Source organism: Methylosinus sp. sav-2, from assembly GCF_004366495.1.
GTDB lineage: Bacteria > Pseudomonadota > Alphaproteobacteria > Rhizobiales > Beijerinckiaceae > Methylosinus.
In genome coordinates this window covers 460953-483920 of the sequence record NZ_SOEJ01000002.1, presented here as the reverse complement: position 1 = coordinate 483920, position 22968 = coordinate 460953, and the positions used below count along the sequence as shown (strand labels likewise).

The following is a 22968-nucleotide window of genomic DNA, read 5'->3' as shown; positions in this document are numbered from 1 at the left end:
TTTATCGGCCTGATCCGTGGCGACCTTCAGTTGCGGGCCATGCTCGGCGACGAGTCGGCATTGTCGGCGACCGAGCGCAACCGCACGATCACCACCGGAATCGGGGTTTTTCTCGCCGCCTATGCTCAGCCGGAGCCCTTCCGAGAGAGATGATCGTCGACTACGAGGCCTCTCCATCGAGACCGGCGGCACGCCCGCTGTTCCGAGCCGACCGGCTTGGAACGACCTGACGTTTCCGACTTGCCGCGATAGCGCGAACTCGCCCGCATTTTCTTGCGCCGAGGCTCTTGACCCGATAGCTCATGCCCCGTAAGTATGTGTTCACATACTTACTTACGAGGCGATATGCACTCCGACGACCTGGTCCGCAAGCCGCGAGCCCGCGACCGCCAAGCCACTCGCGACGCTCTGATCGCGGCCGCAGCGACGGCGTTCGCCGCATGCGGCTACGAGGGAGCGACGACGCGCGCCATCGCCGACGCCGCAGGATGCTCGGAGGCCCTGATCCAGCGATATTTCAGCGGCAAGGAAGGCCTGCTGCTCGCGGTGCTCGACAAGGAGGATGACCGCTCCGACGCGGCGCTCTTCCTGGGGCGCCCGCTTTGTTCGACCATGGCGCAAGAAGCGCGCGAGATGCTCGCGCATTTGGTCGAGAAAATCTCGGAACGTTCGGACCGAATTCGCATCGTGATCTCGAGAGCCCTGCTCGATCGAGCCTTCAAAACGCATTTGAACCGCATCTGGATCCGTGAAGAAATCAGGAGCGGCCTCGAAGCGCGGCTCGCTCGCTACGTCGACGCTGGAATTACCGAACCTGAATTCGATGTCGGCTCCGCCGCCGAAATGCTGCTCAGTCTGGGCTTCGAGCTGGGTTTCGTCCATCGCGAGATTCTCGAGACCTCCCCCGAAATGACGAGACGGCTTCTGGAACAGTTCGCGGACATGTTCGGTCGAGCCGTTTCGGCGCCGCCCTCCCGCGGATCGCCCGCGAAGACCCAGAAAGGCGGCGAATGAGGGGCCTCGGCCTCTCCGAAGCCCTACGACGAAAAGCGCTATGTTTTCCCCACTCTCTCGAGCGGAGCCGCACATGATACCGACGCGTCACCGTGTCTCTTTGTCGCCCTCGATTGTCATGACACCCGAAGCACCGATTTCGCGCTCGGCCGCAGCAGGGCTGTTCGGCGCTTTCTTCGCGCTGCTGTCTATTGCGGTCGCTGCGAGCTGCGAACAAGCGCTGGCCGCCGAGCCGACGCGTCCGCCTGCGCAGGCGGGCTATGTCGTCGTCCATCTCCAACCGATCACGCGCGTGACGGAATTGCCTGGCCGCACGACCGCTGTCCTGACCGCGGAGGTGCGACCCCAAGTCAATGGGGTCGTCCTGAAACGGCTATTCGAAGAAGGCAGCGAAGTCAAAGAAGGCCAGCAACTCTATCAGATCGATCCCGCTCTCTACCAAGCGGCCTATGACAGCGCGGTCGCCACATTGGCGCGCAATCGGGCGACCTATCAAGCGGCAAACGCGAAAGCCACTCGTTACAAGTCGCTGTCCGCCATGAAAGCCGTGAGCAAGCAAGACGTCGAGGACGCCGTGGCGACAGCCCAACAAGCGGAGGCCGATATCGCCATCGCCCAAGCGAGCATCTCCCAGGCGAAGATCAATCTTTCCTATACGAAAGTTCTGGCGCCCATCTCCGGCCGTATCGGTCGATCCACAGTCACGCCGGGCGCGCTCGTGATCGCCAACCAAAGCAATGTTCTCGCGACGGTCACGCAGCTCGACCCGATCTATGTCGATGTGACGCAATCGGCGACAACACTACTGCGTCTGCGGAAAGCGCTGGCGAGCGGCGGGCTCGAAAGCATCGGCAATGGCGCGGCGAAGGTCACTTTGAAGCTCGAAGACAACAGCACATATGATGTCGCGGGAAAGTTGCAATTTTCGGAGGTCACCGTCGACGAGGGGACGGGCACGGTTCTCATGCGGGCGATTTTCCCCAACCCCAAACACCTCCTGTTGCCGGGCATGTATGTACATGCCTCCCTTCAGGAAGGGGTGGATCGAAACGGCGTTCTGATACCGCAGCAAGCAGTCTCCCGCAATACGCATGGAGACGCGACCGTCCTACTGATCGGAGACGACGACAAGGCGAGCCTGCGCATCATACAAACAGGTCAAGCGCTCGGCGATCAATGGATCGTCATCGGCGGCCTCCGCGCGGGCGAGCGCGTGATCGTCGATGGATTGCAGAACATACGTCCCGGCGATGTCGTTCGACCCGCCGCGGTCGAAGACGCGGCGATCCGCGCCGACAAACGGTCCTGACGTTTCGCCACGGGGATTCCATCGATGTCACGCTTCTTCATCGACCGTCCGGTCTTCGCATGGGTTCTCGGCCTGATCGTGATGCTGCTCGGCGGCATCTCGATCTTTCGGTTGCCGATCGCGCAATATCCCAGCATCGCTCCGCCGCAAATCTCGATCACGGTCACCTATCCGGGCGCTTCCGCTCAGACGGTCATGGATACTGTGGTAAGACCCATTCTCCAACAAATGTCGGGCCTCGATGGCTTGGAATATCTACTTTCGACCGCCCAATCGAATGGATCGATGGAAATCGACCTGACATTCGTGCAAGGCACGGATCCGAACATCGCGCAGGTGCAAGTTCAGAACAAGCTGTCTCTCGCCCAGCCGAATCTGCCGACCGAAGTCACCCAGCAGGGGATCAAGGTCAACAAATCGGTCAAAAGCTTCATGATGATCGTCGGCGTCTATTCCGACGACGGCGCGATGTCGGCCGTCGACATCGACGACTATGTCTCTTCCAACCTCAAGGATCCGTTGACGCGCATCACCGGCGTCGGCGACTTCACCTCGTTCGGATCCGAATACGCCATGCGCATCTGGCTCGATCCGGACAAGCTCAACAAATATTCGCTGACCGTCGGCGATGTCACGAGCGCGCTCACCGCGCAGAATGTGCAAGTCTCGTCAGGAGAGCTCGGCGGACTGCCGGCCAGCAGCGGCAATCGGCTCGACGCCGCAATCATCGGACCGGCCCGGCTCGAAACGCCCGAGCAATTCGAGGAAATCCTGCTCAAAGTGAACCCCAGCGGCTCACAGGTGAGATTAAAGGACGTCGCGCGCGTCGAGATCGGCGCGCAGTCCTATTCGACAGCATCGCTCTATAATGGCAAGCCGTTCGGCGCTCTCGCGCTCAAGCTCGCCCCGGGAGCCAACCAGCTTTCCACGGAAGCAGCCGTGCGCGCCGAGCTGGACCGCCTCGAAAAATTTTTCCCTCCCGGCCTCAAGCTCGCCTATCCGCTCGACACCGAACCCTTCATCACGCTTTCCATCGAGGAGGTGGTGAAGACGCTTTTCGAGGCCGTCGCGCTGGTCTTCGTGGTCATGCTCGTCTTCCTGCAAAACTTCCGCGCAACGCTCATTCCGACGATCGCTGTGCCGATCGTGCTGCTCGGCACATTCGGCGTGCTCGCCGCTCTCGGCTATTCGATCAATACGCTGACGATGCTCGCAATGGTGCTCGCCGTCGGCCTCCTCGTCGATGACGCCATTGTCGTCGTCGAAAACGTCGAACGGCTCATGAGCGAAAAAGGTTTGTCGCCTCGAGACGCCACGCGCGCGTCGATGGACGAGATATCGGGAGCGCTCGTCGGCATCGCTCTGGTGCTCTCGGCGGTGTTTCTGCCTATGGCCTTTTTCGGCGGCTCGACCGGCGTGATCTATCGTCAGTTCTCGGTCACGATCGTGTCGGCAATGGCGCTCTCCGTGCTGGTCGCATTGATTCTCACTCCGGCGCTCTGCGCGACGCTGTTGAAAGAGACGGCGCGGGAAAGCGGTCCCGGGGCCGGCTTCTTCGCATGGTTCAATCGCACATTCGCTCGCCTCACCGAGCGCTACAAAAATGGCGTCCACAATCTGATCGCGCGCCCGCGCGCGTTCCGTCTGATCTTCATGGCGATCACCGTGGCGGCGGTCGTGCTGTTCAACCGAATCCCCACCGGCTTTCTTCCCGATGAGGATCAGGCGCTCCTCTTCGGCCAAGTGACGATGCCGCCTGGAGCCACAGCCGAACAAACGGCGGCATTGAACAAGCAGATGGCCGATTACCTGCTGACCGCCGAAAAGGAGAATGTCGAATCGGTGCTGACCGTCTCGGGGTTCAATTTCGCCGGTCAGGCCCAGAACGCCGGCTTCGCGGCGATCAAGCTGAAGGATTGGTCGGAAAGACCGAGCCCCCGACAGAGCGGCGCAGCCGTCGCCGGTCGCGCAATGCAACATTTTGCCGGGAGTCGCGACGGCCGAGTCTTCGTTTTCCAGCCACCGGCGGTGATGGAGCTCGGCAATGCGACGGGCTTCGACCTCCAGCTCGAAGACCGGGGCCAACTCGGGCGTGACAAATTTCTCGCTGCGCGCGACCAACTGCTCGGAATGGCCGCACAGGACGTTACACTTGCGGGCGTGCGCCCGAACGGGCTCGAAGACGCGCCCCAGTATCGGCTGAAGATCGACCGCGAAAAAGCCAATGCGCTCGGCGTCTCGGTGAGCGACCTCAACGCGACAATACAGGGCGCTCTCGGCTCGCAATATGTCAATCAGTTCTTGCGAGCGGGACGTGTGAAGCAGGTCTATGTCCAGGGTGACACAGCTTCGCGAATGTCGCCGAGCGACCTCGCGCGTTGGCGCGTGCGCAACTCGTCGGGAAAAATGGTTCCGTTCGACGCCTTCCTCGACGGCGCATGGACATTGGGTCCACAAAAAGTGGAAAGCTACAATGGTCTCACATCCTTCGAAATTCTCGGCGCCCCCGCGCCCGGCCACAGCACTGGTGAAGCCATGGCGGCGATGCGGCGCCTCATCGAGAAGCTTCCTCCGGGAGTCGGCTACGAATGGACCGGCCTCTCCTATGAAGAACAGAAATCCGGCTCGCAGACAGCCGCGCTCTACGCCATCTCCCTGACGGTCGTCGTGCTCTGTCTCGCAGCTCTCTACGAGAGCTGGGCGATCCCTCTTTCCGTCATACTGGTCGTTCCCCTCGGCGTCATCGGCGCGATCACGGCGACATTGAGCAGCGGACTGGCCAATGACGTCTATTTTCAGGTCGGCCTGCTCACGACGGTCGGCCTCGCGGTGAAGAACGCGATCCTCATCATCGAATTCGCAAAAGCGTTCTTCGACAATGGAGCAACGCTGGCAGAGGCCGCGATCGCCGCCGCCGGCGAGCGGCTGCGGCCGATTTTGATGACGTCCATCGCCTTCGTCGCCGGCACTCTGCCTCTCGTCTTCGCGACCGGCGCCGGTTCGGCCAGCCGCATCGCGATCGGCACGGCGGTCGTCGGCGGCATGCTCAGCGCGACGCTTCTCGCGATCTTTTTCGTACCGGCGTTCTTCGTCTCGGTCTCGAGCGCTTTTCGGGTCAGACCAAACCGAATTGTCGAGCCTCGAGCTCCCGTGACGCGGGAAATATCGAGCGAGCACTCATGGTGAAGGTTAGCCCGTCCAAAACGGGCGCAGGCCTCGCTGAGGTTCGAGCCTCATCGACGTCGACGCATCGCGCGTATGCTGGCGATCTCTAGGTCTTGGACGACTGATACGTCGGCATTGCGAAATCGGCGTAAATCCAATCCGGCTTCGATACGCCGGATTTCGATGCCCGCCTCATGCTCCTCGTCCGTGGCTGAAATCGCAGCGAGGGCCCTGCCGGCACGGGACCATCTCACTTTGGTGGGCGATCACATTTTGAATTGGCTTGCGGTCGGGAATTACCGCGCCGTCGTGGGTCAGGCGGTCTTTACCAACAACCATCCAGAAGCGCCTCCCGAGCAGCTCAAAGACATCTTCGAGCATATTCTAAAGATTGTGTCCGACGGCGCGCGAGCCGGCGAGTTCAGGAAAGACTTCGATATGAAAATGCGTTTGTCGCCAGGCGTGATACAGGCCGCGGCAACCCATGTTTTATCTTCGCCCGGACGCCCCGTGCAGCCGTTCAGTCCGAAACCGTTCGGATCGCGTTGGCCGCCCTCGCATAGTCCAATAGAGCGCTGTAATCTAACCTGAAAAATTCGGTGCGCTCAGAAGCGATGCGTGAGCTGATTGCCGGATATTGGCCACGGGCCGGCACGAGAAACGATGCCGCGTGCATTTGGCCGACGGGTTCAGCCGGCGATGGCCTGCATGAGCGGCTTCACGCCGAAGATATTGATCATCCGCTTCATGTTATAGGCGAGCACATGCAAACTCATTTCGGTTTTGACCTTTTCAAGGGTCTTGGTCAGGAAATGGGTGCTGCCCATCCACGCCTTGAGGGTTCCGAAAGGATGCTCGACGGTCTGTCGACGAATGATCATGGCCTCAGGCATGCGGTCGAGCCTGGCTTGCATCCGGTCGAGCACCGCTTCGTGCTCCCAGCGTTTCTGCCGTTTGACCTTGTCAGTCGTGCATTGGGGTTTGAGCCCGCAGGTCAGGCACGCCGTGAGGTTGCGGTAGTGGTCCATATCGTCACGGCGGTCTGAGCGTATTTTTCCCTTGGTCAGAAACTCGCCCGCCGGGCAGGCGTACCGGTCGTTCTCGGCGTCGTAGATGAAATCCTGCACGGTGAAGAGGCCGCGTTTGGCGTTGCCTGAGGTCTGGGTCTTGGGAACGTAAGGCAGCACGCCCTTTCCCTCGCAAGCCAGCACCTCCTCGCCATTGTAATAGCCCCGGTCTGCAAGCACGGTGACTTCCTCGCATCCCGTCGCATCGCGCGCCTTGCCGCCCATAGCCGCCAGTTGCGAGCGGTCGGCGCCGACATTGGTCACCTCGTGCGCGACGACCAGATGGTGTTCGGCGTCAACGGCGATCTGAACATTATAGCCGACGATACCCGTGCCCTTGCCGCTGGTCGCCATCGACCGGGCGTCTGGATCGGTCAAAGAGAGCTTCTTGGTGCGCGCATCCTCCGCGTCCGGCTCCTCCAGGACATCGCCAGAGAGGACGAGCTTACTCAGCATCCGGCTGACACTCGACTTTTCAAGGCGGAGAATTCCGCCGAGATCGCGCGCTGAGATCCCGTCTCTGGCGTCGATTTCGATCAGGGCGTGGACGGCGGAAGGCGGCAAGTCGGTTCCGGCGAAAGTGCCGCCCAAGAAGCCAAGTTCTCGAACAAGCTGCCGAGATGCGGCGCGGATAGAATCGACGGTGGAACGCATTAGAGACATGGGAGCATAGACGCAAAACGTTGTGTCATACAACCACTTAGCCTGTGCCGGAATTTGTGGTCAAGCGGTCCATGCCAAACGACGAACCGCGTTTTGACGGCGCGCCCGACGAGCCTCCGTTCTCATAAGCCAGTGCGGCGATCCTTGCGTAGTTACCGCGCAAAATATTGCGCCATAGAGGGCAATCGGCGGGTATGGCGGGCCACGCCCGACGAAGATGAGCACTACGTCTACGCTAAAGCCCTCTAACGCCGCCCTTTCTCACGAGCCGGTCAGGTGCGTAGGTATGAACGCCTCGACGAGGGCATCTACCACCACCCGTACTTTGGGCGCCAGATCCCGCGAGCGAGGCCAAAGCGCGGTAATGGGGACGTCTTCCGCAGGGGTGGGAATCGGCACCACTTCAAGCCGCCTGCTGCGGAGATCGTCCGCCGCGAGCCAGGTCGAAAGGTAGGCTAGCCCCAACCCGTTCACAGTCGCGTCCCGCAGGGCTTCGCCATGGCTGATGGTGTGGCGCGGCTGGATGACGAACCACCTGACCGTTCCGTCTGGGCCGCAAACCGCCCATGGCAGCGGGCGGCCATCTTTGGCGAAGGCGAGGCAGTCGTGATTGACGAGTTCTTCTACGGAGGCCGGACGCCCGCAACGGTCCAGATAGGCCGGTGCGGCGCAGATGATCGACCCTTGCGCACCAATGCGCCGCCCGATCAGGCTCGCGTGATCTCCGGGATCGCCAAGCCGCACCACAAGGTCGATGCCTTCCTCGACGAGATCGACCTGGCGGTCCGTGAATGAGATATCGAGATTGAGATCGGGGTTCCTGTCCGCGACCTCCTTGAGGACGGGCATGACGCACAAGCGGCCGAACGAGATCGGCAGGTTGATCCGCAAGGTTCCCGATACGACGCGCTTTTGTGAGGCCAGCAGCGTCTCCGCTGCGTTGAGTTCTTCCAGGACCTTGAGGCAGCTCTGGTAATAGGCCTGCCCTTCGGCCGTCAGGTTCAGGCTGCGGGTGGTGCGGTCCAGCAACCGGACACCGAGACGCTCTTCAAGGCGAGCGACGCTCTTACCGGTCGCGGACTTCGACATGCCCATGCGTGCGGCTGCTGCCGTGAAGCTGCCTGTCTCCGCCGCATGGACGAAGGCGGAAATGCCTTGAAGGTGGGAATGAATGTTCAGGCTCATCAATTGAAGACCAAATGGAGGAAATGTTCGCAAAATACGTCACAATACAATCCATATGATTGTCAATAAGATCCCTCGCTTAACACGTGAAAGGATCGACAATGAGCGAGATAATGAAACGATGGCAGCTGCCGTCATTCGGACTGAAGAACCTGCAATTGGCCGAAGCGCCGGTGCCGGCGCCGGGCAGCAAAGATCTGCTGATCCGGGTTGCGGCCGTCTCCCTCAACTATCGCGACAAGCTGGTGGTCGAAGGCGAGTTACTACCCGACAGGCCAACCATGCCGTTCGTTCCGGTATCAGACATGGCGGGCGAGGTCGTGGCGACCGGCGCGGATGTGTCACGATTCAAGGTCGGCGACCGGGTGCTCGGAAACTTCTGGACGCAATGGATCGACGGCGAGCCACCGCGGGAGATGACCCGGCATGGCCTGTCGCTCGGCGGACCGCTTCCGGGCATGCTGGCCGAATATGTGAGCCTTCGCGAGGTCGTCGCCGTCAAGGCGCCCGCATCGCTGACGGACGAGGAAGCCTCCACCTTGCCGGTTGCGGCGCTGACGGCATGGTTCGCCCTGATCGAGACCGGTCATCTGAAAGCGGGCCAGACGGTTCTGGTGCAGGGCACGGGCGGCGTCGCCCTGTTCGGGCTCCAGTTTGCACGGGCGTTCGGAGCCCGCGTGATCGTCACCTCCCGGAGCGCGGAGAAGCTTGAACGCGCAAAGGCGCTCGGCGCCTTCGGCGTGATCGATACTCGTGCAAACCCGGACTGGTCCGCTGCAGCGCTGGACCTGACCGACGGGCGGGGCGTCGATCATGTGCTCGAGCTGGTCGGCGGCGACAATATCAGCCAGTCGGCCGGCGCACTGGCGAGTGGCGGGCGTATCGCCCAGATCGGCTTCATGAAGGGATCGGAGATCGTGCTGTCGGCGGTTCCCATGATGCTGAAGAGGGCCATTATCCAGGGCATTTCAGTCGGCCACAGGAGGGCATTCGAGGACATGAACCGCGCCACCGACGAACACGGCATCAAGCCGGTGATCGACAGGGTCTACGGATTTGAGGACGTGCGCGCGGCGTTCGATCATCTCGAACGCGGGCCGTTCGGCAAGGTTGTGGTTCGACTCAAGAGTGAAATTGGAAGCTGATTCGCAATTCTGCCTTGCCGTGGCGTGCGGTGATCGGCGGCGTTTGCGTAGCTATGTCGCAGAATATCGCGCCACAGCGCGCAATCGGCGGGATTTGGCGGGCCACGCGGGACCCGGATGAGAACTACGTCTACGCTATAACCCTCTAGGCCCCTCTTTCTGCCTGTCTCGAGCTATTCGACCTTCCCCCACTCCGCGAGGAAATCGAGCAGCGCCCGGACGCGTGAGGGCAATGGTCCGCCCTGGCCGATATGGATGGCATGGAAGGCCTCGCGGTCACCAGGGTTGAGGTGACCGAGCACGGGCACGAGACGGCCGGCGGCGATGTCGTCGCGCACCGTGAAAGCGGCGAGACGGGCAAGTCCGCTGCCGCCGAGCGCCAAGTGCCGCAGCGCCTCGCCGTCGCTCGCCTGCACGCGGCCAACGGTCGGCACGACAATCATTTCGCCGCCCCTCTTCAACGGCCAGCCATCGACGGAGCGGACATAACCGAAGCCGATGCGATTATGGCTGTCGAGATCCTCCATTGTCTTCGGCTCGCCGACACGGGCGAGATAGGACGGCGCAGCGACGATCACCATCGCGGTATCACCGAGCTTGCGGGCGACGAGGCTCGAACTCTTCAACGGCCCCGCGCGCACCGCCACATCCGTGCGCTCCGCTAGGAGATCGACGATCTGATCGGTCTCGACGAGATCGAGCGTCACGCCGGGGTGACGCTCCAGGAACTCAGGCAGGATCGGCGCGAGGATATGGGTGGCGTAGGATGCGCTGGTGTTGAGCCGGATGCGGCCGACCGGCCGCTCGCCGGCGCCGGCATTGCGCTCGGCGTCCTCGATGTCCGCCAGAATGCGGGTCGCCCGCTCATAGAAGACGCAGCCCTCCGGCGTGAGCTGGAAGGCGCGCGTGGATCGGTTGACGAGCCGAGCGCCGAGCCGCGCCTCGAGCCGTGCGACGAGCTTGCTCACGGCTGACGGCGTCATGCGGCAGATGCGGGCGGCGGCGGAAAAGCTACCGTGTTCGACCACGCGGGTGAAGACTTCCATCTCGCCGGAACGATTGATCTCAGGTCGCGCCATTGTCTTTCAATTCATAAATTATGTTCCAATCCGCGTTCTATATCACCTGAAGCCGAACATCTATCTGTTGTCCCGACACACACCATCGCGGGACAAATCATGCCCTTGGCGCTTTATGCCCTGACGGCCGGAGCCTTCGGCATCGGCGTCACCGAATTCGTCATCATGGGGCTTCTGCTGGAGGTCAGCGCCGATTTCAGCGTGACGATCGCCGCAGCGGGCCTGCTCATCTCCGGCTACGCGCTCGGCGTCGTCATCGGCGCGCCGGTCCTGACGGTCGTCACGGCGCGCTTGCCGCGCAAGACCGTGCTCATCGTGCTGATGGCGATCTTCGTCGCCGGCAACACCGCTTGTGCGATCGCGCCGAGTTACGACTACCTCATGGCGGCGCGCGTGCTGACCGCCTTCGCGCATGGCGCCTTCTTCGGCGTCGGCTCGGTGGTCGCGACCGGCCTCGTGACCGCGGATCGCAAGGCCTCCGCCATCGCGGTGATGTTCACCGGCCTGACGGTCGCCACGATCCTCGGCGTGCCGCTCGGCACGCTTGTCGGTCAGCATCTGGGCTGGCGCGCCACCTTCTGGGCGGTGGCGGTGGTCGGACTGATTGCGCTCGCCATCATCGCCGCCCTCGTACCCGAGGACGACCGCCCCGTCGAGGCGAGCGACTGGCGGGCGGATATCGCCGCCATTTTGCGGGCGCCCGTCCTTCTCGGCCTTGCGACAACGGCTCTCGGCTACGCCGGCGTCTTTGCCGTCTTCACCTATATTGCGCCGATGCTGACGCGGATCAGCGGCTTCTCGGAAGTCGCCGTGTCGCCGATCCTCCTCGTCTTCGGCGGTGGGCTCGTCGCCGGCAATCTCCTCGGCGGCAAGCTGGCGGATCGCTGGCTAGTGCCGACCGTCTTCGCGACGCTCGCCGCTCTCGCCGTTGTGTTGGCCCTGATGGCGCCTGGCCTGCGGTCGCAATTCACCGCCGTCGTCCTCGTCGGCTTGCTCGGTGCAACAGCGTTTGCGACCGTCGCGCCGCTTCAGATGTGGGTCTTGTCGAAGACGGAAGGCGCCGGCCAGAGCCTCGCCTCCTCGTTCAACATCGCCGCCTTCAACCTCGGCAACGCCATTGGCGCCTGGGCCGGCGGCTTCGTCATTGATCACGGCGCCGGTCTCGCCGCCATACCGCTATGGGCGGCGCTGTTTCCGCTCGCGGCGATCCTCGTCGCAAGTCTCGCGGTTAGCGAGGAGCGCGCGGCCAGGCGCGTCACCTGCTGAATCTATCACCTTCACCTCTCAGGAAAGACATGCCATGGAGACTTGCTTTCTCGGCCGCTCGGGGCTCGAGGTCCCGGTCCTCAGCTTCGGCGCCGGCACATTCGGCGGCAGCGGTCCGCTTTTCAGCAATTGGGGCACCAGCGATGCCATCGAGGCGCGTCGCCTCGTCGACATTTGCCTCGAGGCCGGCGTCAACCTGTTCGACACGGCCGACGTCTATTCCAATGGCGCTTCCGAGGAAGTGCTCGGCGCCGCGATCAAGGGCCGACGCGACGCCGTGCTGATCTCTACCAAGATCGGCCTGCCAATCGGCGACGGGCCCAACGACGCCGGCACGTCGCGGCTTCGCCTGATCCGCTCCGTCGAAGCGGCGCTGACGCGGCTCGGCGCCGACTACATCGACCTCCTACAACTCCATGCCTTTGATGCCGGAACGCCGGTCGAGGAAGTGCTGGCGACGCTCGATGCGCTCGTTCGCTCCGGCAAGGTTCGCTATGTCGGCGTGTCGAATTTCGCGGGTTGGCAGATCATGAAATCGCTGGCCGTCGCCGATGCCCACGGTTGGCCGCGCTATGTCGCCAATCAGGTCTATTATTCGCTCGTCGGCCGCGACTACGAATGGGACCTGATGCCGCTGGGGGCCGACCAGGGCCTCGGAGCCCTCGTCTGGAGCCCGCTCGGTTGGGGACGGCTGACCGGCAAGATCCGGCGTGGCGCGCCGTTGCCGGCGGAGAGCCGGCTGCACGAAACGGCCCAGTTCGGACCGCCGGTCGACGAGGAACGCCTCTATCGCGTCATCGACGTGCTCGACGAGCTGGCCAACGAGACCGGCAAGGCCGTGCCGCAGATCGCGCTCAATTGGCTGATCCAGCGTCCGACGGTTTCGTCGATCATCGTCGGCGCGCGGACCGAAGCCCAGCTCCGGCAGAATTTGGGGGCCGTCGGCTGGACGCTGGCGCCCGACCAGATCGCGCGGCTCGACGCGGCGAGCGCCGTCATGCCGCCCTACCCCCATTTTCCCTATCGGATCCAGGAGGGCTTCGCGCGACGCAATCCGCCAATCACGGGATAGAGAATGCATTACCAAACGCACGGAAATCAGCGGTGTTTGCGTAGCCATGGCGCAGGGTGTCGCGCCATGGAGGGCAATCGGCAGGGTGGCGGGCCGTGTCCGACGAAGATGAAAACTACGTCTGCACGATAGTCCTATGATGCCGCTTGGCTTCGTCCGTCCGCCGCGTTCAGCCATCCAGGGAGGCCAGCACGAAATCGGCACGCGCCGCCGTAGTGCTCTTCGGCAGGTGCAACACCTCATACTCCAGTGCCGGATAGGTCTCCATGAGGCGGCGATACTCCACCACCGCCGCATCGAACCCGTGCTTGCGATCCGTATCAGTCACATAGATGTCGGGCCAAGGCGGCGCCATGAACATGCGGCGATGATAGCGATGCGTCATACACAACGGACGCAGGACCGGTTCTCCGGTCAAAGCTTCCAATGCTGATGCCGCGTCGACAAGGCCGCGATCGAAGAACACCCAGCCCTTATGCTCCACCGCCGCCACGTGGTCCGCCAACGCTATGTCGATCGCGCGACGCAGAAACATTGCGAGATCGCCCCACGGCAATGCGCTGCCACCGCTGGCCGTTTCCTCGGCGATGATGCGGCGACCGGGTTCTTCCACGACGACATGGCCGCGAGCTCTACATCGAGGGTCGCGATTGAACTCAGAGATGCTCCATCAGCAAATCTTAACTCCCGTATCCCTTTCGAAAGCCGCTCAGAATCAACATAGCTTCTAGTTTTCTGGAACCACGCTGCAACCTGATCGATCACTGCTCTTGAGCCAGCTTCCGGGTTGAGGATGAAACTATTTGCATACACAAGCATGTAGGTTCTCCAGCGGACTTCGTTTATACATACTTACATCGCGTGGGAGCCGTCTGGAGCCTCGCACTAGGGTGCGCTCCTGGCGCATCTTGGACGGCATCACCCGGGAAAAACGTGGCGAGATTATCCATTCTGCGTTGGAAGCCCTGTAATTTAAAGCCTCGGATCGATCGGCTCGCTCTCCAGCGCGAGGATCGCGAAGACGCATTCATGGGTCTTGCGCAGGGGCGCGCCGGCGGTAAAGCGCGTCAGGGCCTCATGGCCGAGCGCGAATTCGCGCAGGGCGTTGGTCCTTTTGGCGCCGAGCCCGCGTTGACGCAGGCGCGCGAGATGTTCCGGCAGGTCATATTCCGGGCCGTAGATGATGCGCAGATACTCCGGGCCGCGAACCTTCAGCGCCGGCTGGATCGGCCCCTTGGCGCCGCGCGCGATGAAGTCTCGCGGCTTCACGACCATGCCTTCGCCGCCCGCTTCCGTCAGCTCCTCCCACCAGCGCGTCGCCTCCTCGCAGGCCGAGGCGTCGTCCAGAGGAAGGCGACGCCAGCGCGTCGTCGTGACGTTCTGCGCGCCGGTCGCCGCCAATGTCTCGGCGATCGACATGTGCCAGAGATGGTCCTTGTCGAAATGCGTCGCGCCCTCGCTCGCCAGAAGATGAAACGGGGCGATGCGCAGATCGTCGAGCGAGCGAACCGGCCAGACATAGGGCTTCCAGGCCTCGCCATAGCGCGCAGCCTTTTCGGCGCGGCTCGCGAGCCTGTCGCGCAGCGCCTCGACAGGAACGCCGCGAGCGGCGGCGCGCGCGGCGGCGTCATGGGCGAGGGCGAGCCCGGAGTGGCTCGCGGCGGCGACCGGCGCATATTGCTGCTCGATCAGCGCCGAGGCCTTGGCGGACCAGGGCATGATTTCCGTATCGAACAGGAGCCAGTCGGTCGAGAGCGTCTCCCAGAGGCGCGCGCTATCGCAGGCGGCGCGCAGCCGCGCGAGCAATGCCTCGCATTCGGCGGCGTCCGCGAAAAAGGCGCGGCCCGAGCGCGTCCAGATCTGGCCGCTCTCGCCGGAGAGGACGCCGAAGCGCCGCCGCGCGACATCGGCGTCGCGGCAGAGCGCAACGACTGCGCGCGAGCCCATGTGCTTTTCCTCGAGCACGACCTCCCTTTGGCCGCGCTCGCGGAAAAAGGCGAAGGCTTCCTCCGGTCGCTCGAGAAAGCCGTCGCGCGCGCTCGTCTCCACCGGCGACATGGTCGGCGGAAGATAGACGAGCCATTGCGGCGCGAGGGCGAAACGGCTCATCGCTTCGAGCGCCGCCGCCGAATTCTCCTCGGCGATGGGAATGCGCCGCAGCAGCGTCGTGTCGATCCATCGCCGTCCCGACACATCGGCATGATCGAGAAGCCGATCCGCCTCGGCCTGCAAGGCGGTCTCCGGCGCGGCGACGAGCGGGCGCGCCGGCTCGCAATAGACGCGCGCCGCCGGGACCTCGACGAACTCCCGCTCCGGCCAGCGCAGCGCCGTGAGCTTGCCGCCAAAGACGCAGCCCGTGTCGACGCAGATGGTGTTGTTGACCCATTCCGCATCCGGCGTCGGCGTATGGCCATAGACGATGGCCGAACGGCCGCGGTAGTTCGCCGCCCAATCGAGCCGCACCGGCAAGCCGAACTCATCCGTTTCGCCCGTCGTCTCGCCGAACAGAGCGAACTCGCGGACAGCGGGCGAGCCGCGACCGATCATTTCCTCCTTCAGCCCAGCATGGGCGACGGCGAGCTTGCCGCCGTCGAGCCAATAATGACTGCGGAGATCCGCGAGGAAAGTCTTCACGCGCTCCCGGAACTCGCCCGGCTCCTCGGCGAGCTGATCGATCGATTCCTGAAGCCCATGGCCGACCGTGACCTTTCGGCCTTCGAGCCAGCGCGACAATTTGCGGTCATGATTGCCCTGCACGACATAGGCGACGCCTGCCTCCTGAGCCGCCATCGCGATGCGCAATACGCCCGGAACATCCGGGCCGCGATCGACGAGATCGCCGACGAAGACCAGCTTGCGGCCATGCGGGGCCGAAACGGCGACGGCCTCGCCTTCACCCTCGACGACATAGCCGAGCGATTCGAGCAGCCGCCGCAATTCGTCGAGGCAGCCATGCACGTCGCCGATCACATCGAAGGGGCCGGTATCGTCGCGCTTGTCGGTCCACATGGGGCGGCGCTCGACGACCGCCGCCTCGATCGCCGCGACCGAGGACAGCTTCCAGATCTGCCGAAAGCCCTCATTGGCGAGCCCGCGCAGGCCGCGATGAATCTCCTGAATCATGCGCTGCGGAACGCCGGGTCCGAAATCGCGATCCAGCCGCGCCTTGTTGCGCTCGATGCAGACATCGAGGCCTGGATCGACGACGATCGCCACGGGCAGCGCATGCCAGCGGCGCGCGAGCTCGACCCAGGACTTGCGATCGGCGGCGCGCACATTGGTCGCGTCGATCACCGCGAGGCGGCGGTTCTTCAGCCGCTTCTCGGCGATGGCGGCAACGAGCGCGAAAGCGTCGGCGGAGGCCGATTGGTCGGTCTCGTCGTCGCAGACGAGACCGCGGCAATGATCCGAGGAGATCACCTCCGTCGGCTTGAACCAGCGCGAGGCGAAGCTCGTTTTGCCCGCGCCCGTCGCGCCGATCAGCACGACGAGGCAGAAGTCGGGAATGTCCAGGAGGGTCGGGAGAGGCGCATTCATCTCGAGAACACCGCAACCTGTGTGACGGGGCCAAGCTCCGGATGCTCCTCGCCTATGCCGGAAAAGGCGACCGAATAGCCGTGGCTCTTGGCGATCACCTGCGCCCAATCGTGAAATTGCGCGCGGGTCCATTCGAAGCGATGGTCGGGATGGCGGAAGGCGCCGGCGGGCAGAGAATCGAACAAAGCGTTATATTCGGCGTTCGGCGTCGTCACGATCACGGTCTTCGGATGCGCTGCGCCGAAGACGATCTCGACCAAAGTCGGCAGACGGTCGGCGTCGAGATGCTCGATCACCTCGACGAGGGCGACGGCGTCGGCATCGGCCCAGCGCGCGTCGCGATAGGTGAGCGCGCCATGCAGCAGACTCACGCGCTCCATCGAAGGGCCTCCGGCGCGATCGAGCTTCAAGCGCTCCTTGGCGCGCTCCAACGCGCGGGTCGAAGCGTCGAGGCCGATCACACGTTCGAAGCCGCGCTCCTTGACCAGACGTTGCAGCAGCCGGCCTTCTCCGCAGCCGAGATCGGCGACGCTGCGCGCGCCCGCCTCTTTCAACAGGCCGACGACGGCGTCGAGCCGCCGATCGTGCAGACGCAGCGGCGCCTCGAGCGCCTCCTCGCGGGGCGGCGCCTTTTCGTCCTCCAGACCCTCCTCAGCCTCGGTGTCCGGCGCGAGACGCGCGAGGGCGGCGCGCGCGAGGCTGCGGCGGTTCTTCAAAAAACGCCGCGCGATCGTCTCGCGCTCGGGGTGCCTGGCGAGCCAGGCGCCGCCTTTGGCGACGAGCTTCTCCACCTCGTCGTCGCCGACCCAATAATGCTTGTCGGCGTCCATCGCCGGGATCAGCACATAGAGATGGCCGAGCGCATCGGCGAGGCGCAGCGTCCCCGCGAGCCGCAGCTCGACATAGCGCGAAGGGGCGTCCGCCCCCTCGATGCGGCGCGCGTCCACGGTCCAGCCCAGCGGTGCGAAAAGGCGCTCCAGCAAATCGCCGTCGCGCGGCGCGGGCAGAGGCGCGACGACGATCTCGAGCGGGATCGCCGTCGCTGCCAGCTCCGGCCGCTCGCGCGAGACGCCGGTCATCGCCGTGCGGAACGCCTTGTTGAGCGCGACGGAGAGGAAGGACGACGCCGCATAGGGACGGTCGTTGACATATTGATCCGCGACCCCTTCGGCGCCGCCGCGGCCGCGCACGAGTGCGACCGGATCGAGGTCGAGGATCAGCGCCGCCTCGCAGCGTTCCGCCTCGGCCTGCGGGAAAAACACGGTTCCGCGTCCGAAGGACAGCTCGACGTCATGAGCGCGATCGGGATGCTTCATCAGCAGAAAGCCGAGATCGGTGGCCGGCGCATGCGTGGTGGCGATGGACAAATACATGACGGATATCGAGCTTGCTCGGCAATGTGTTCGGCGCGGAAGCCTATAGCAGGCGAGCTTCGACTTGTCTCGGCCGAGGGCGGCGAACGAGAGGCGGAGATCGACGCCGCTGACCTGCTGACCACCACGCCGATGGTCCGCGGTCTTGCGTCCAGGCGCCACCATGATGTATCAGTGTCACCGTTGGACGGCGGTGTTGCCGGATAGGGTTTTCCGGTAGAATCACGATGTTACGCGCCTATTGGTAGCGAGTCCCTCCTCCGCTACCACTCGCCGTAACGCCGAAACAATCCTATCCGTACAATGTTTTAGCCGTCCGCTGGTAGTCGGCTCTACGTGGCCCTTGCGCGTCGGGTTCTGGTGCGAACGGCGTGAGCAGGGCATAATCCTTCCGAGGGCGGAACCGAACGCCGGGGTTATGGGCGATGCTGAGCGCGAACGATCTTTTCAATGGGTCATCGTTCTCTGCGTGCGCTGATATCTGCGATACAAGCTCAGCTTCCGAGATCTCGTGGAAACGATGCGGAGCGCAGCTTGTCGTTGGCCCATACGACCATCATGCGCTGGGTTCAGCGCTACGTTCCGGAGGTCGAAAAGCGGTGGAACCGTTTCGCGCCGGGCTGGCGGATCGTGGCGCGTCGATGAGACCTGCGCCAAAATCAAAGGGCCACCCATCGCGTAGTTATCGGCAAAAATTGCACCGCAACCGGCTTGCTCACCGAAAAATGCTCGCACCGGCATGATCGCTAAATTTTCAAGGTCGAAGCGGACTCTTGGGCAATGCGCGGTCTGTTTCCGTTACGGCTGTGGATGTCTGCCCTGTCCAGACCAACTGTAGAATAGTGTCCCACTTTGCGGCCCAGGCTTCGAGACGCTGAACATATCGTGATTTGTCCAGATTTCGCGCGAGATTATATTTGTTCCAGTCATTGTCCAGCCATGCGACCTTTGTCGATGGCGTGATCCCCTCGACCTCGGGATTGAAAAAGAATTTCGCGATCAGCAGGCGCTCGTGGCTCGCATAGCGGAACATGGCTCCGAGCATTGTGCTCGGCACAGTGACGCGCCTTTCGTCGAGGTCGCCGAAAGCGGCGCGCAACAAAGTGTTTGGCTGCTGCGACGAGGATTCCTGCGCGTCGGTGATGAGCAAGTCGACATAATAGCATCGCTGATCGCCAAAATCTTCGTTGCGGACGAGCTTGGTGAAGATGACGTCGCTCCTCTCGCAATTGGCGTCGGCGCGAAATCCGGTCGGGCTCGGCGTCGTCTCGTCGTTTCCGATTAGCAGCACCAGCCCGCGCAGCTTCCCTTCCGACTCGTTCGCCAGCGCCTTCACATCGATGGTGACGTGATTTGTGTCTGTGCCCGGCAGGGAGGCGACGACGCGCCATGTTCCTGCCGGGAGCGGGATGACGCGGCCGTTGAAAGAAATTTCGCGCTCGAGAACATCGCCATATTTCACGGTGGAAATGGGCGGCTCCGGTTCCGTCGCCGGCGTGGCGCCGGAGCTCGGCGAGACATAAGCGCTCGGAGTCATTGGCGATCCGCTCGAACCCGCCCGACGACTCGTGAAGCTCGGCGGATAGGCGAGAGTGAGCGCGGAGGCGCAGATCGCGATGATCAACGCTGTCCGCCACGCGGGCGCGGTTCGCCAGAGGTGTTGGAAGCCCGACATGATTTCCTGTTCTCTGCGGGGGAGCCGCCTCAGTGTTTCGATCGTCGGACGCGAGGATGGAGCCTGGCCCAGGGCGCGGATGCGTCGTCGAGCCTTCGCTCGAAAGCCGCTTGGACGAAACCGTGCCAGCTTTTGATCCATGTCCGCAAAGAGGCGTAGACGGCCTTTTGCCGTGGGCCGAGCGGCCCTCGGCTCGGCAGCCATTTCGACTTGTCGTTCGCCTCCGCCTCGGGCAGCTCTTCCGAGAGCCGGGTCGAGGGGAAGCCGTACATCAGGACCGCCGTGCGATCACGGTCGCCGATCTCGAACACTGGGTTCAAAATTAGTTCGGGCGCAGAGACGCCGCGCGCGCGCAGCTCCGCCTCGATCGCCTCATATCCGCGGAAGGCTCGCCGAATTCCTGCGCCGTCGTCGATGTGTATCTCCCAGCAGTCCTGAATGGCGCCGAGCTCGAAGCGCTCGCGTTCGCTGAAAAAGCCGGAAGCGTGCGCGCAGGTGTTTCGAACCTTTTCGACCGGTAAAGCCAAATCGGGCCGCGCATAGGCGATGCTGACAACGCCTTCGAGCTTGCCCTTCGACAGCTGCGCCAGAACGATCTCGTCCGCGACAATCGAGTCGTCGATGGATTGCGGAACCGCCGCCAGCAGAGTCCAGGCGCCGCGCGGCAGAGGCCAGCGGTTGCCGCCGAGCGGCACGCTGCCGATGTAGGTTTCGCCGATCCGCGGATTGGCGACCGGACGAAATCTTTCGCTTTTGAGATCGAAGTTCCGCCATTTCGCGGGGAGCGGCCCGTTATCGAGCTCTCCGCTCAGTCCGGCGCGCACCGCCTCCGCCCAGCGGCGCGTCCACCAGCGCCACTTCTCGACGAAGGGCGTCCATTCGATGGGAACAGCTCCCGCTCGGTAAGATTTGGGCGCTGGTAGTCCGGCGCGCTCTGGCGAAAATCCGACGAAGACGTAGAGGCTGATGAGCTTGTCGGAAAACGCGAAAAAGGAGCCGATGAGCTGTGGCGGCACGTTCGTCACCCCGCGGGCGACCAGCTCCCGATATAATGGAAAGCGGGCGTCCTCCGGCGAAATCTCGGTCGGATTGATGACCGCGCAATAGTCGTCGGGGCCACGATAAGATGCGAGGTCGATCGAGCGCTTCTGCGCGCACAAGCTCTCTTCTTGCGGATCGAGAAAACGAGCTTCGATCTGGATCACGCCCTCGAGCGCATGATCGGCGATGCGTACGAGTGTGACTTGATCGATCGCGGTGGCGTCGTCTGAATCGACCTGCGGATTGCGCAGCACGGCTTTCCACTTCCCCGGCGGCAACGGCACGAGAAAGGGGCCGATCGGCGCGACGTCCGAGAACACTTCGCCCGCCCGGATTCCCAGGTCAGGCAGCATGGGAATGTCGCTCCTCGGATTTCGGAGGCGGGGCAGCCGCAGGGGCGCAGCCGTCGGTTCCGCAGCGCTCGCGGCCGGGCCGGCCAATCCGTCTCTCACCCTATGGTCCCAGTGAATGGCCCATTCTCGCAGCATCAGCATGATGCTGAGCCTCAGCCCTTCGAATGCGTCGTTCGAGCGTGGTCCTCCAGGCCAGAGCGCGGGCGGAATTTCTTTTCCGTCGCGAGCGCCCGAATAGAGCCGCTCTGTCCGCAGCCACACGAACGTATGGGCTATGACGCCATTTCGCTTGGTGACGGACGAGACGGCCGGCAGCAATCCGATCGTCTCTTCAGACGGAATTTTGAGCCGAATGACATCGGAGACCGGATCGGGCGGCAAATTCGTCCGATCGATTGTCCCGAGCTTCCAGCAGCTATAGTCGCTTTCTGCGTCTCGTATCGCTTTCTCGCCTTGATACGGGGCCTTCGGCGGATCGCATTCCCCCGAGGCGCTCGCATCGGAGCCGGGTCGATCGCCGACTTCGCCGACGGCGAACATGACGAGCGCTTCGAATTTGCGCCGCTCGTCATATCGGGCGAGCGCGACGCGGAAGGCGCGGACGCCGTTGGGATTCAGCTTCGGCACATAAGCCAGAAGCTCCCAGCTTCCTTCCGGCAGGGGCCAATCGCGGTCGCCGAAGCGAATGGCGCCGACATAGACATCGCCTTCTTTCGGAGGCGATGGGGCGCTCCTCGCGGGCGCCGGCCCGAGAAGGACCACGACGAGCGCTGCTAAGAGCGTCGAGAGAAACGGACGTCTCATGCGGGTTCGACCACCACTCTGCCGCCGTCATTGACGAGCATGACGCGCTGCGCATTGCGCTGCTTCGCCTCGATCAGAGAATCGCTGATCGTGTCTTCTATCGCGCGCGCCAGATCGCGCGACGATGCGGCCGCGCCGAGGCGCTCGTGCCGCTGCATGATATCGAAGAGCAGATGCGCATCTATGCCGCCATCGGCGACCGAAAGGCCATAGCCGGCGATCATCGCCTCGATCTCGAGCGCGGCCACTCGCGCGACATCGAGCCCTCGAAGCGGCGCGAACACGAAAATCCGATCGATCCGATTGAGAACCTCGGGCGCGAAGCTTTCAGCTTTCAGCGCCTCCACCGAGGCGCGGCGGATCTCGTCGGGCGCGCCGGCGCCGGCCTTGGCGATCTTCGTCAGCTGCTCCGTCGCCGCATTGGTCGTCACGATGAAAATCGCACGCGTCGTCGAGATCTGGCGTCCGTCCGACGCCTCGGTCACGAAACCGTCGTTCCATGCGGTGAGGAATTTCTTGTGAACCTCGTCATGCGCTTTCTCGAACTCGTCGAGCAGAACGACGACTTCCGGGTGGTTGCGCAGCATCGCCGTCAGCTTTCCATAGCTGTCAGAGCCGGCGTAGCCTTGCGGCGAGCCGAATATTTGGGTCGACGCCAGAGGCGAGGAGAATTGCGTCATGTCCAGATGGAGCAGCGGCCGATCCAACGCCACCGCGAGACATTTTCCGAGATAGGTCTTGCCTGTTCCAGGCGAGCCCGCGAACAAGAAAACGCCGACCGGCCTGTTCCGCAGGCTCAGCGCCAGACGGCGACGAATTTGCGCGGCGATGTCGTCGCACACCTCGTCCTGCCCGATGACCTTCGCTTTCAGCCGCTGTCTCAGATCATTGGCGTCGATCAGCACCGATATTCGGCTTTCGCCGGCCACGAGGCGCTCCAGCGCGTTTTTGTTGGTGAGGCGGTCGAGAATATCCATGATCCACCTGTGGGATAGAAAGCGAGGCCACGCCCTCCCGGCGTGGAGCAGTCCGGCGACAACTGCGGCCCAGGCCATTGTCGCTACAGCAAAATAGAACCAGGAGCCGCGTGTGAGGAACGCATTGGCGGATTGCGTGGTGACGCCGGACTGAATCGCCAATTGGAGGGTGGACAAAATCCATAGGGGCAGCAACAGCAATGGCGCGTAACGCGTGAGCGCGGAGAGGAGCCGCTGCATGGC

15 protein-coding genes and 4 pseudogenes are annotated in these 22968 nt (G+C 63.3%); 10 read left to right on the top strand and 9 right to left on the bottom strand.

The features are described 5' to 3' along the window. Positions 1–315: 315 nt before the first annotated feature. From EDE12_RS22220 to EDE12_RS08570, 5 genes and pseudogenes are all read left to right on the top strand, one after another. Positions 316–537, top strand: a pseudogene (locus EDE12_RS22220) (helix-turn-helix domain-containing protein); the annotation flags it as partial. A 9-nt stretch (positions 538–546) separates the two neighbouring features. Next, positions 547–1014, top strand: a complete 468-nt coding sequence (locus tag EDE12_RS08585) for a TetR/AcrR family transcriptional regulator (RefSeq protein WP_245275721.1) — start codon at positions 547–549, stop codon at positions 1012–1014. Between the two features lie 73 nt (positions 1015–1087). Further along, positions 1088–2323, top strand: coding sequence for an efflux RND transporter periplasmic adaptor subunit (locus tag EDE12_RS08580; protein WP_026598069.1), 1236 nt, complete (start codon positions 1088–1090; stop codon positions 2321–2323). Between the two features lie 24 nt (positions 2324–2347). Continuing rightward, entirely contained in the window at positions 2348–5509 is a 3162-nt protein-coding gene (locus tag EDE12_RS08575; protein WP_024879304.1) for an efflux RND transporter permease subunit, read from the top strand. 186 nt (positions 5510–5695) lie between these two features. After that, on the top strand, positions 5696–6079 hold the full coding sequence (locus tag EDE12_RS08570) for a hypothetical protein (RefSeq protein WP_134188044.1): 384 nt from the start codon (positions 5696–5698) through the stop codon (positions 6077–6079). Between the two features lie 98 nt (positions 6080–6177). On the opposite strand, the pseudogene EDE12_RS08565 reads toward EDE12_RS08570, so the two are convergent. Both EDE12_RS08565 and EDE12_RS08560 read right to left on the bottom strand, forming a co-directional pair. Continuing rightward, positions 6178–7200: pseudogene (locus tag EDE12_RS08565) on the bottom strand (transposase); the annotation flags it as partial. Positions 7201–7479: 279 nt separating this feature from the next. Then, entirely contained in the window at positions 7480–8403 is a 924-nt protein-coding gene (locus EDE12_RS08560) for a LysR family transcriptional regulator (protein WP_024879302.1), read from the bottom strand. A 101-nt stretch (positions 8404–8504) separates the two neighbouring features. Here EDE12_RS08560 and EDE12_RS08555 point away from each other — a divergent pair, with 101 nt between their 5' ends. Continuing rightward, positions 8505–9548, top strand: a complete 1044-nt coding sequence (locus EDE12_RS08555; RefSeq protein WP_084768382.1) for an NAD(P)-dependent alcohol dehydrogenase — start codon at positions 8505–8507, stop codon at positions 9546–9548. A gap of 173 nt (positions 9549–9721) precedes the next feature. Here EDE12_RS08555 and EDE12_RS08550 read toward each other — a convergent pair whose 3' ends face one another. Continuing rightward, entirely contained in the window at positions 9722–10627 is a 906-nt protein-coding gene (locus EDE12_RS08550) for a LysR family transcriptional regulator (protein ID WP_026598067.1), read from the bottom strand. Positions 10628–10726: 99 nt separating this feature from the next. Here EDE12_RS08550 and EDE12_RS08545 point away from each other — a divergent pair, with 99 nt between their 5' ends. Beyond that, positions 10727–11893, top strand: coding sequence for an MFS transporter (locus EDE12_RS08545; RefSeq protein WP_026598066.1), 1167 nt, complete (start codon positions 10727–10729; stop codon positions 11891–11893). 34 nt (positions 11894–11927) lie between these two features. Continuing rightward, a complete protein-coding gene (locus EDE12_RS08540; protein ID WP_024879298.1) occupies positions 11928–12965 on the top strand; it encodes an aldo/keto reductase in 1038 nt (345 codons plus the stop codon). 169 nt (positions 12966–13134) lie between these two features. Here EDE12_RS08540 and EDE12_RS08535 read toward each other — a convergent pair. The 3 genes and pseudogenes from EDE12_RS08535 to EDE12_RS08525 all read right to left on the bottom strand — a co-directional run. After that, a pseudogene (locus EDE12_RS08535) lies at positions 13135–13596 on the bottom strand (AAA family ATPase); the annotation flags it as partial. Positions 13597–13937: 341 nt separating this feature from the next. Beyond that, positions 13938–16502 (bottom strand): polynucleotide kinase-phosphatase, encoded by a 2565-nt coding sequence (locus EDE12_RS08530; RefSeq protein ID WP_026598065.1) that lies wholly within the window; start codon positions 16500–16502, stop codon positions 13938–13940. Further along, positions 16499–17875: a 3' terminal RNA ribose 2'-O-methyltransferase Hen1 gene (locus tag EDE12_RS08525; protein WP_026598064.1), complete on the bottom strand. Its 1377-nt coding sequence runs from the start codon at positions 17873–17875 to the stop codon at positions 16499–16501. Before EDE12_RS08525 ends, EDE12_RS08530 begins: the two co-directional genes overlap by 4 nt. Positions 17876–18293: 418 nt before the next feature. Between EDE12_RS08525 and EDE12_RS22215 the strand changes: the two are divergent. After that, a pseudogene (locus EDE12_RS22215) lies at positions 18294–18475 on the top strand (IS6 family transposase); the annotation flags it as partial. Positions 18476–18629: 154 nt separating this feature from the next. Here EDE12_RS22215 and EDE12_RS08515 read toward each other — a convergent pair. Continuing rightward, positions 18630–19412, bottom strand: coding sequence for a hypothetical protein (locus tag EDE12_RS08515; RefSeq protein WP_036308732.1), 783 nt, complete (start codon positions 19410–19412; stop codon positions 18630–18632). Between the two features lie 167 nt (positions 19413–19579). Further along, positions 19580–20944: a hypothetical protein gene (locus EDE12_RS08510; RefSeq protein ID WP_134188043.1), complete on the bottom strand. Its 1365-nt coding sequence runs from the start codon at positions 20942–20944 to the stop codon at positions 19580–19582. Positions 20945–21211: 267 nt separating this feature from the next. Between EDE12_RS08510 and EDE12_RS08505 the strand changes: the two genes are divergently transcribed. Continuing rightward, a complete protein-coding gene (locus EDE12_RS08505; RefSeq protein WP_134188042.1) occupies positions 21212–21721 on the top strand; it encodes a hypothetical protein in 510 nt (169 codons plus the stop codon). A 23-nt stretch (positions 21722–21744) separates the two neighbouring features. On the opposite strand, the gene EDE12_RS08500 is transcribed toward EDE12_RS08505, so the two are convergent. After that, positions 21745–22965: an AAA family ATPase gene (locus tag EDE12_RS08500; protein ID WP_024879293.1), complete on the bottom strand. Its 1221-nt coding sequence runs from the start codon at positions 22963–22965 to the stop codon at positions 21745–21747. Positions 22966–22968: the final 3 nt, after the last annotated feature.

Excerpts from the sequence above, each read along its gene's own strand:
- EDE12_RS08580 (WP_026598069.1), top strand. The coding sequence starts at position 1,088 with ATGATACCGACGCGTCACCGTGTCTCTTTGTCGCCCTCGATTGTCATG.
- EDE12_RS08575 (WP_024879304.1), top strand. The coding sequence starts at position 2,348 with ATGTCACGCTTCTTCATCGACCGTCCGGTCTTCGCATGGGTTCTCGGC.
- EDE12_RS08560 (WP_024879302.1), bottom strand. The coding sequence starts at position 8,403 with ATGAGCCTGAACATTCATTCCCACCTTCAAGGCATTTCCGCCTTCGTC.
- EDE12_RS08555 (WP_084768382.1), top strand. The coding sequence starts at position 8,505 with ATGAGCGAGATAATGAAACGATGGCAGCTGCCGTCATTCGGACTGAAG.
- EDE12_RS08550 (WP_026598067.1), bottom strand. The coding sequence starts at position 10,627 with ATGGCGCGACCTGAGATCAATCGTTCCGGCGAGATGGAAGTCTTCACC.
- EDE12_RS08545 (WP_026598066.1), top strand. The coding sequence starts at position 10,727 with ATGCCCTTGGCGCTTTATGCCCTGACGGCCGGAGCCTTCGGCATCGGC.
- EDE12_RS08540 (WP_024879298.1), top strand. The coding sequence starts at position 11,928 with ATGGAGACTTGCTTTCTCGGCCGCTCGGGGCTCGAGGTCCCGGTCCTC.
- EDE12_RS08530 (WP_026598065.1), bottom strand. The coding sequence starts at position 16,502 with ATGAATGCGCCTCTCCCGACCCTCCTGGACATTCCCGACTTCTGCCTC.
- EDE12_RS08525 (WP_026598064.1), bottom strand. The coding sequence starts at position 17,875 with ATGTATTTGTCCATCGCCACCACGCATGCGCCGGCCACCGATCTCGGC.
- EDE12_RS08515 (WP_036308732.1), bottom strand. The coding sequence starts at position 19,412 with ATGACTCCGAGCGCTTATGTCTCGCCGAGCTCCGGCGCCACGCCGGCG.
- EDE12_RS08510 (WP_134188043.1), bottom strand. The coding sequence starts at position 20,944 with ATGCTGCCTGACCTGGGAATCCGGGCGGGCGAAGTGTTCTCGGACGTC.
- EDE12_RS08505 (WP_134188042.1), top strand. The coding sequence starts at position 21,212 with ATGGGCTATGACGCCATTTCGCTTGGTGACGGACGAGACGGCCGGCAG.
- EDE12_RS08500 (WP_024879293.1), bottom strand. The coding sequence starts at position 22,965 with ATGCAGCGGCTCCTCTCCGCGCTCACGCGTTACGCGCCATTGCTGTTG.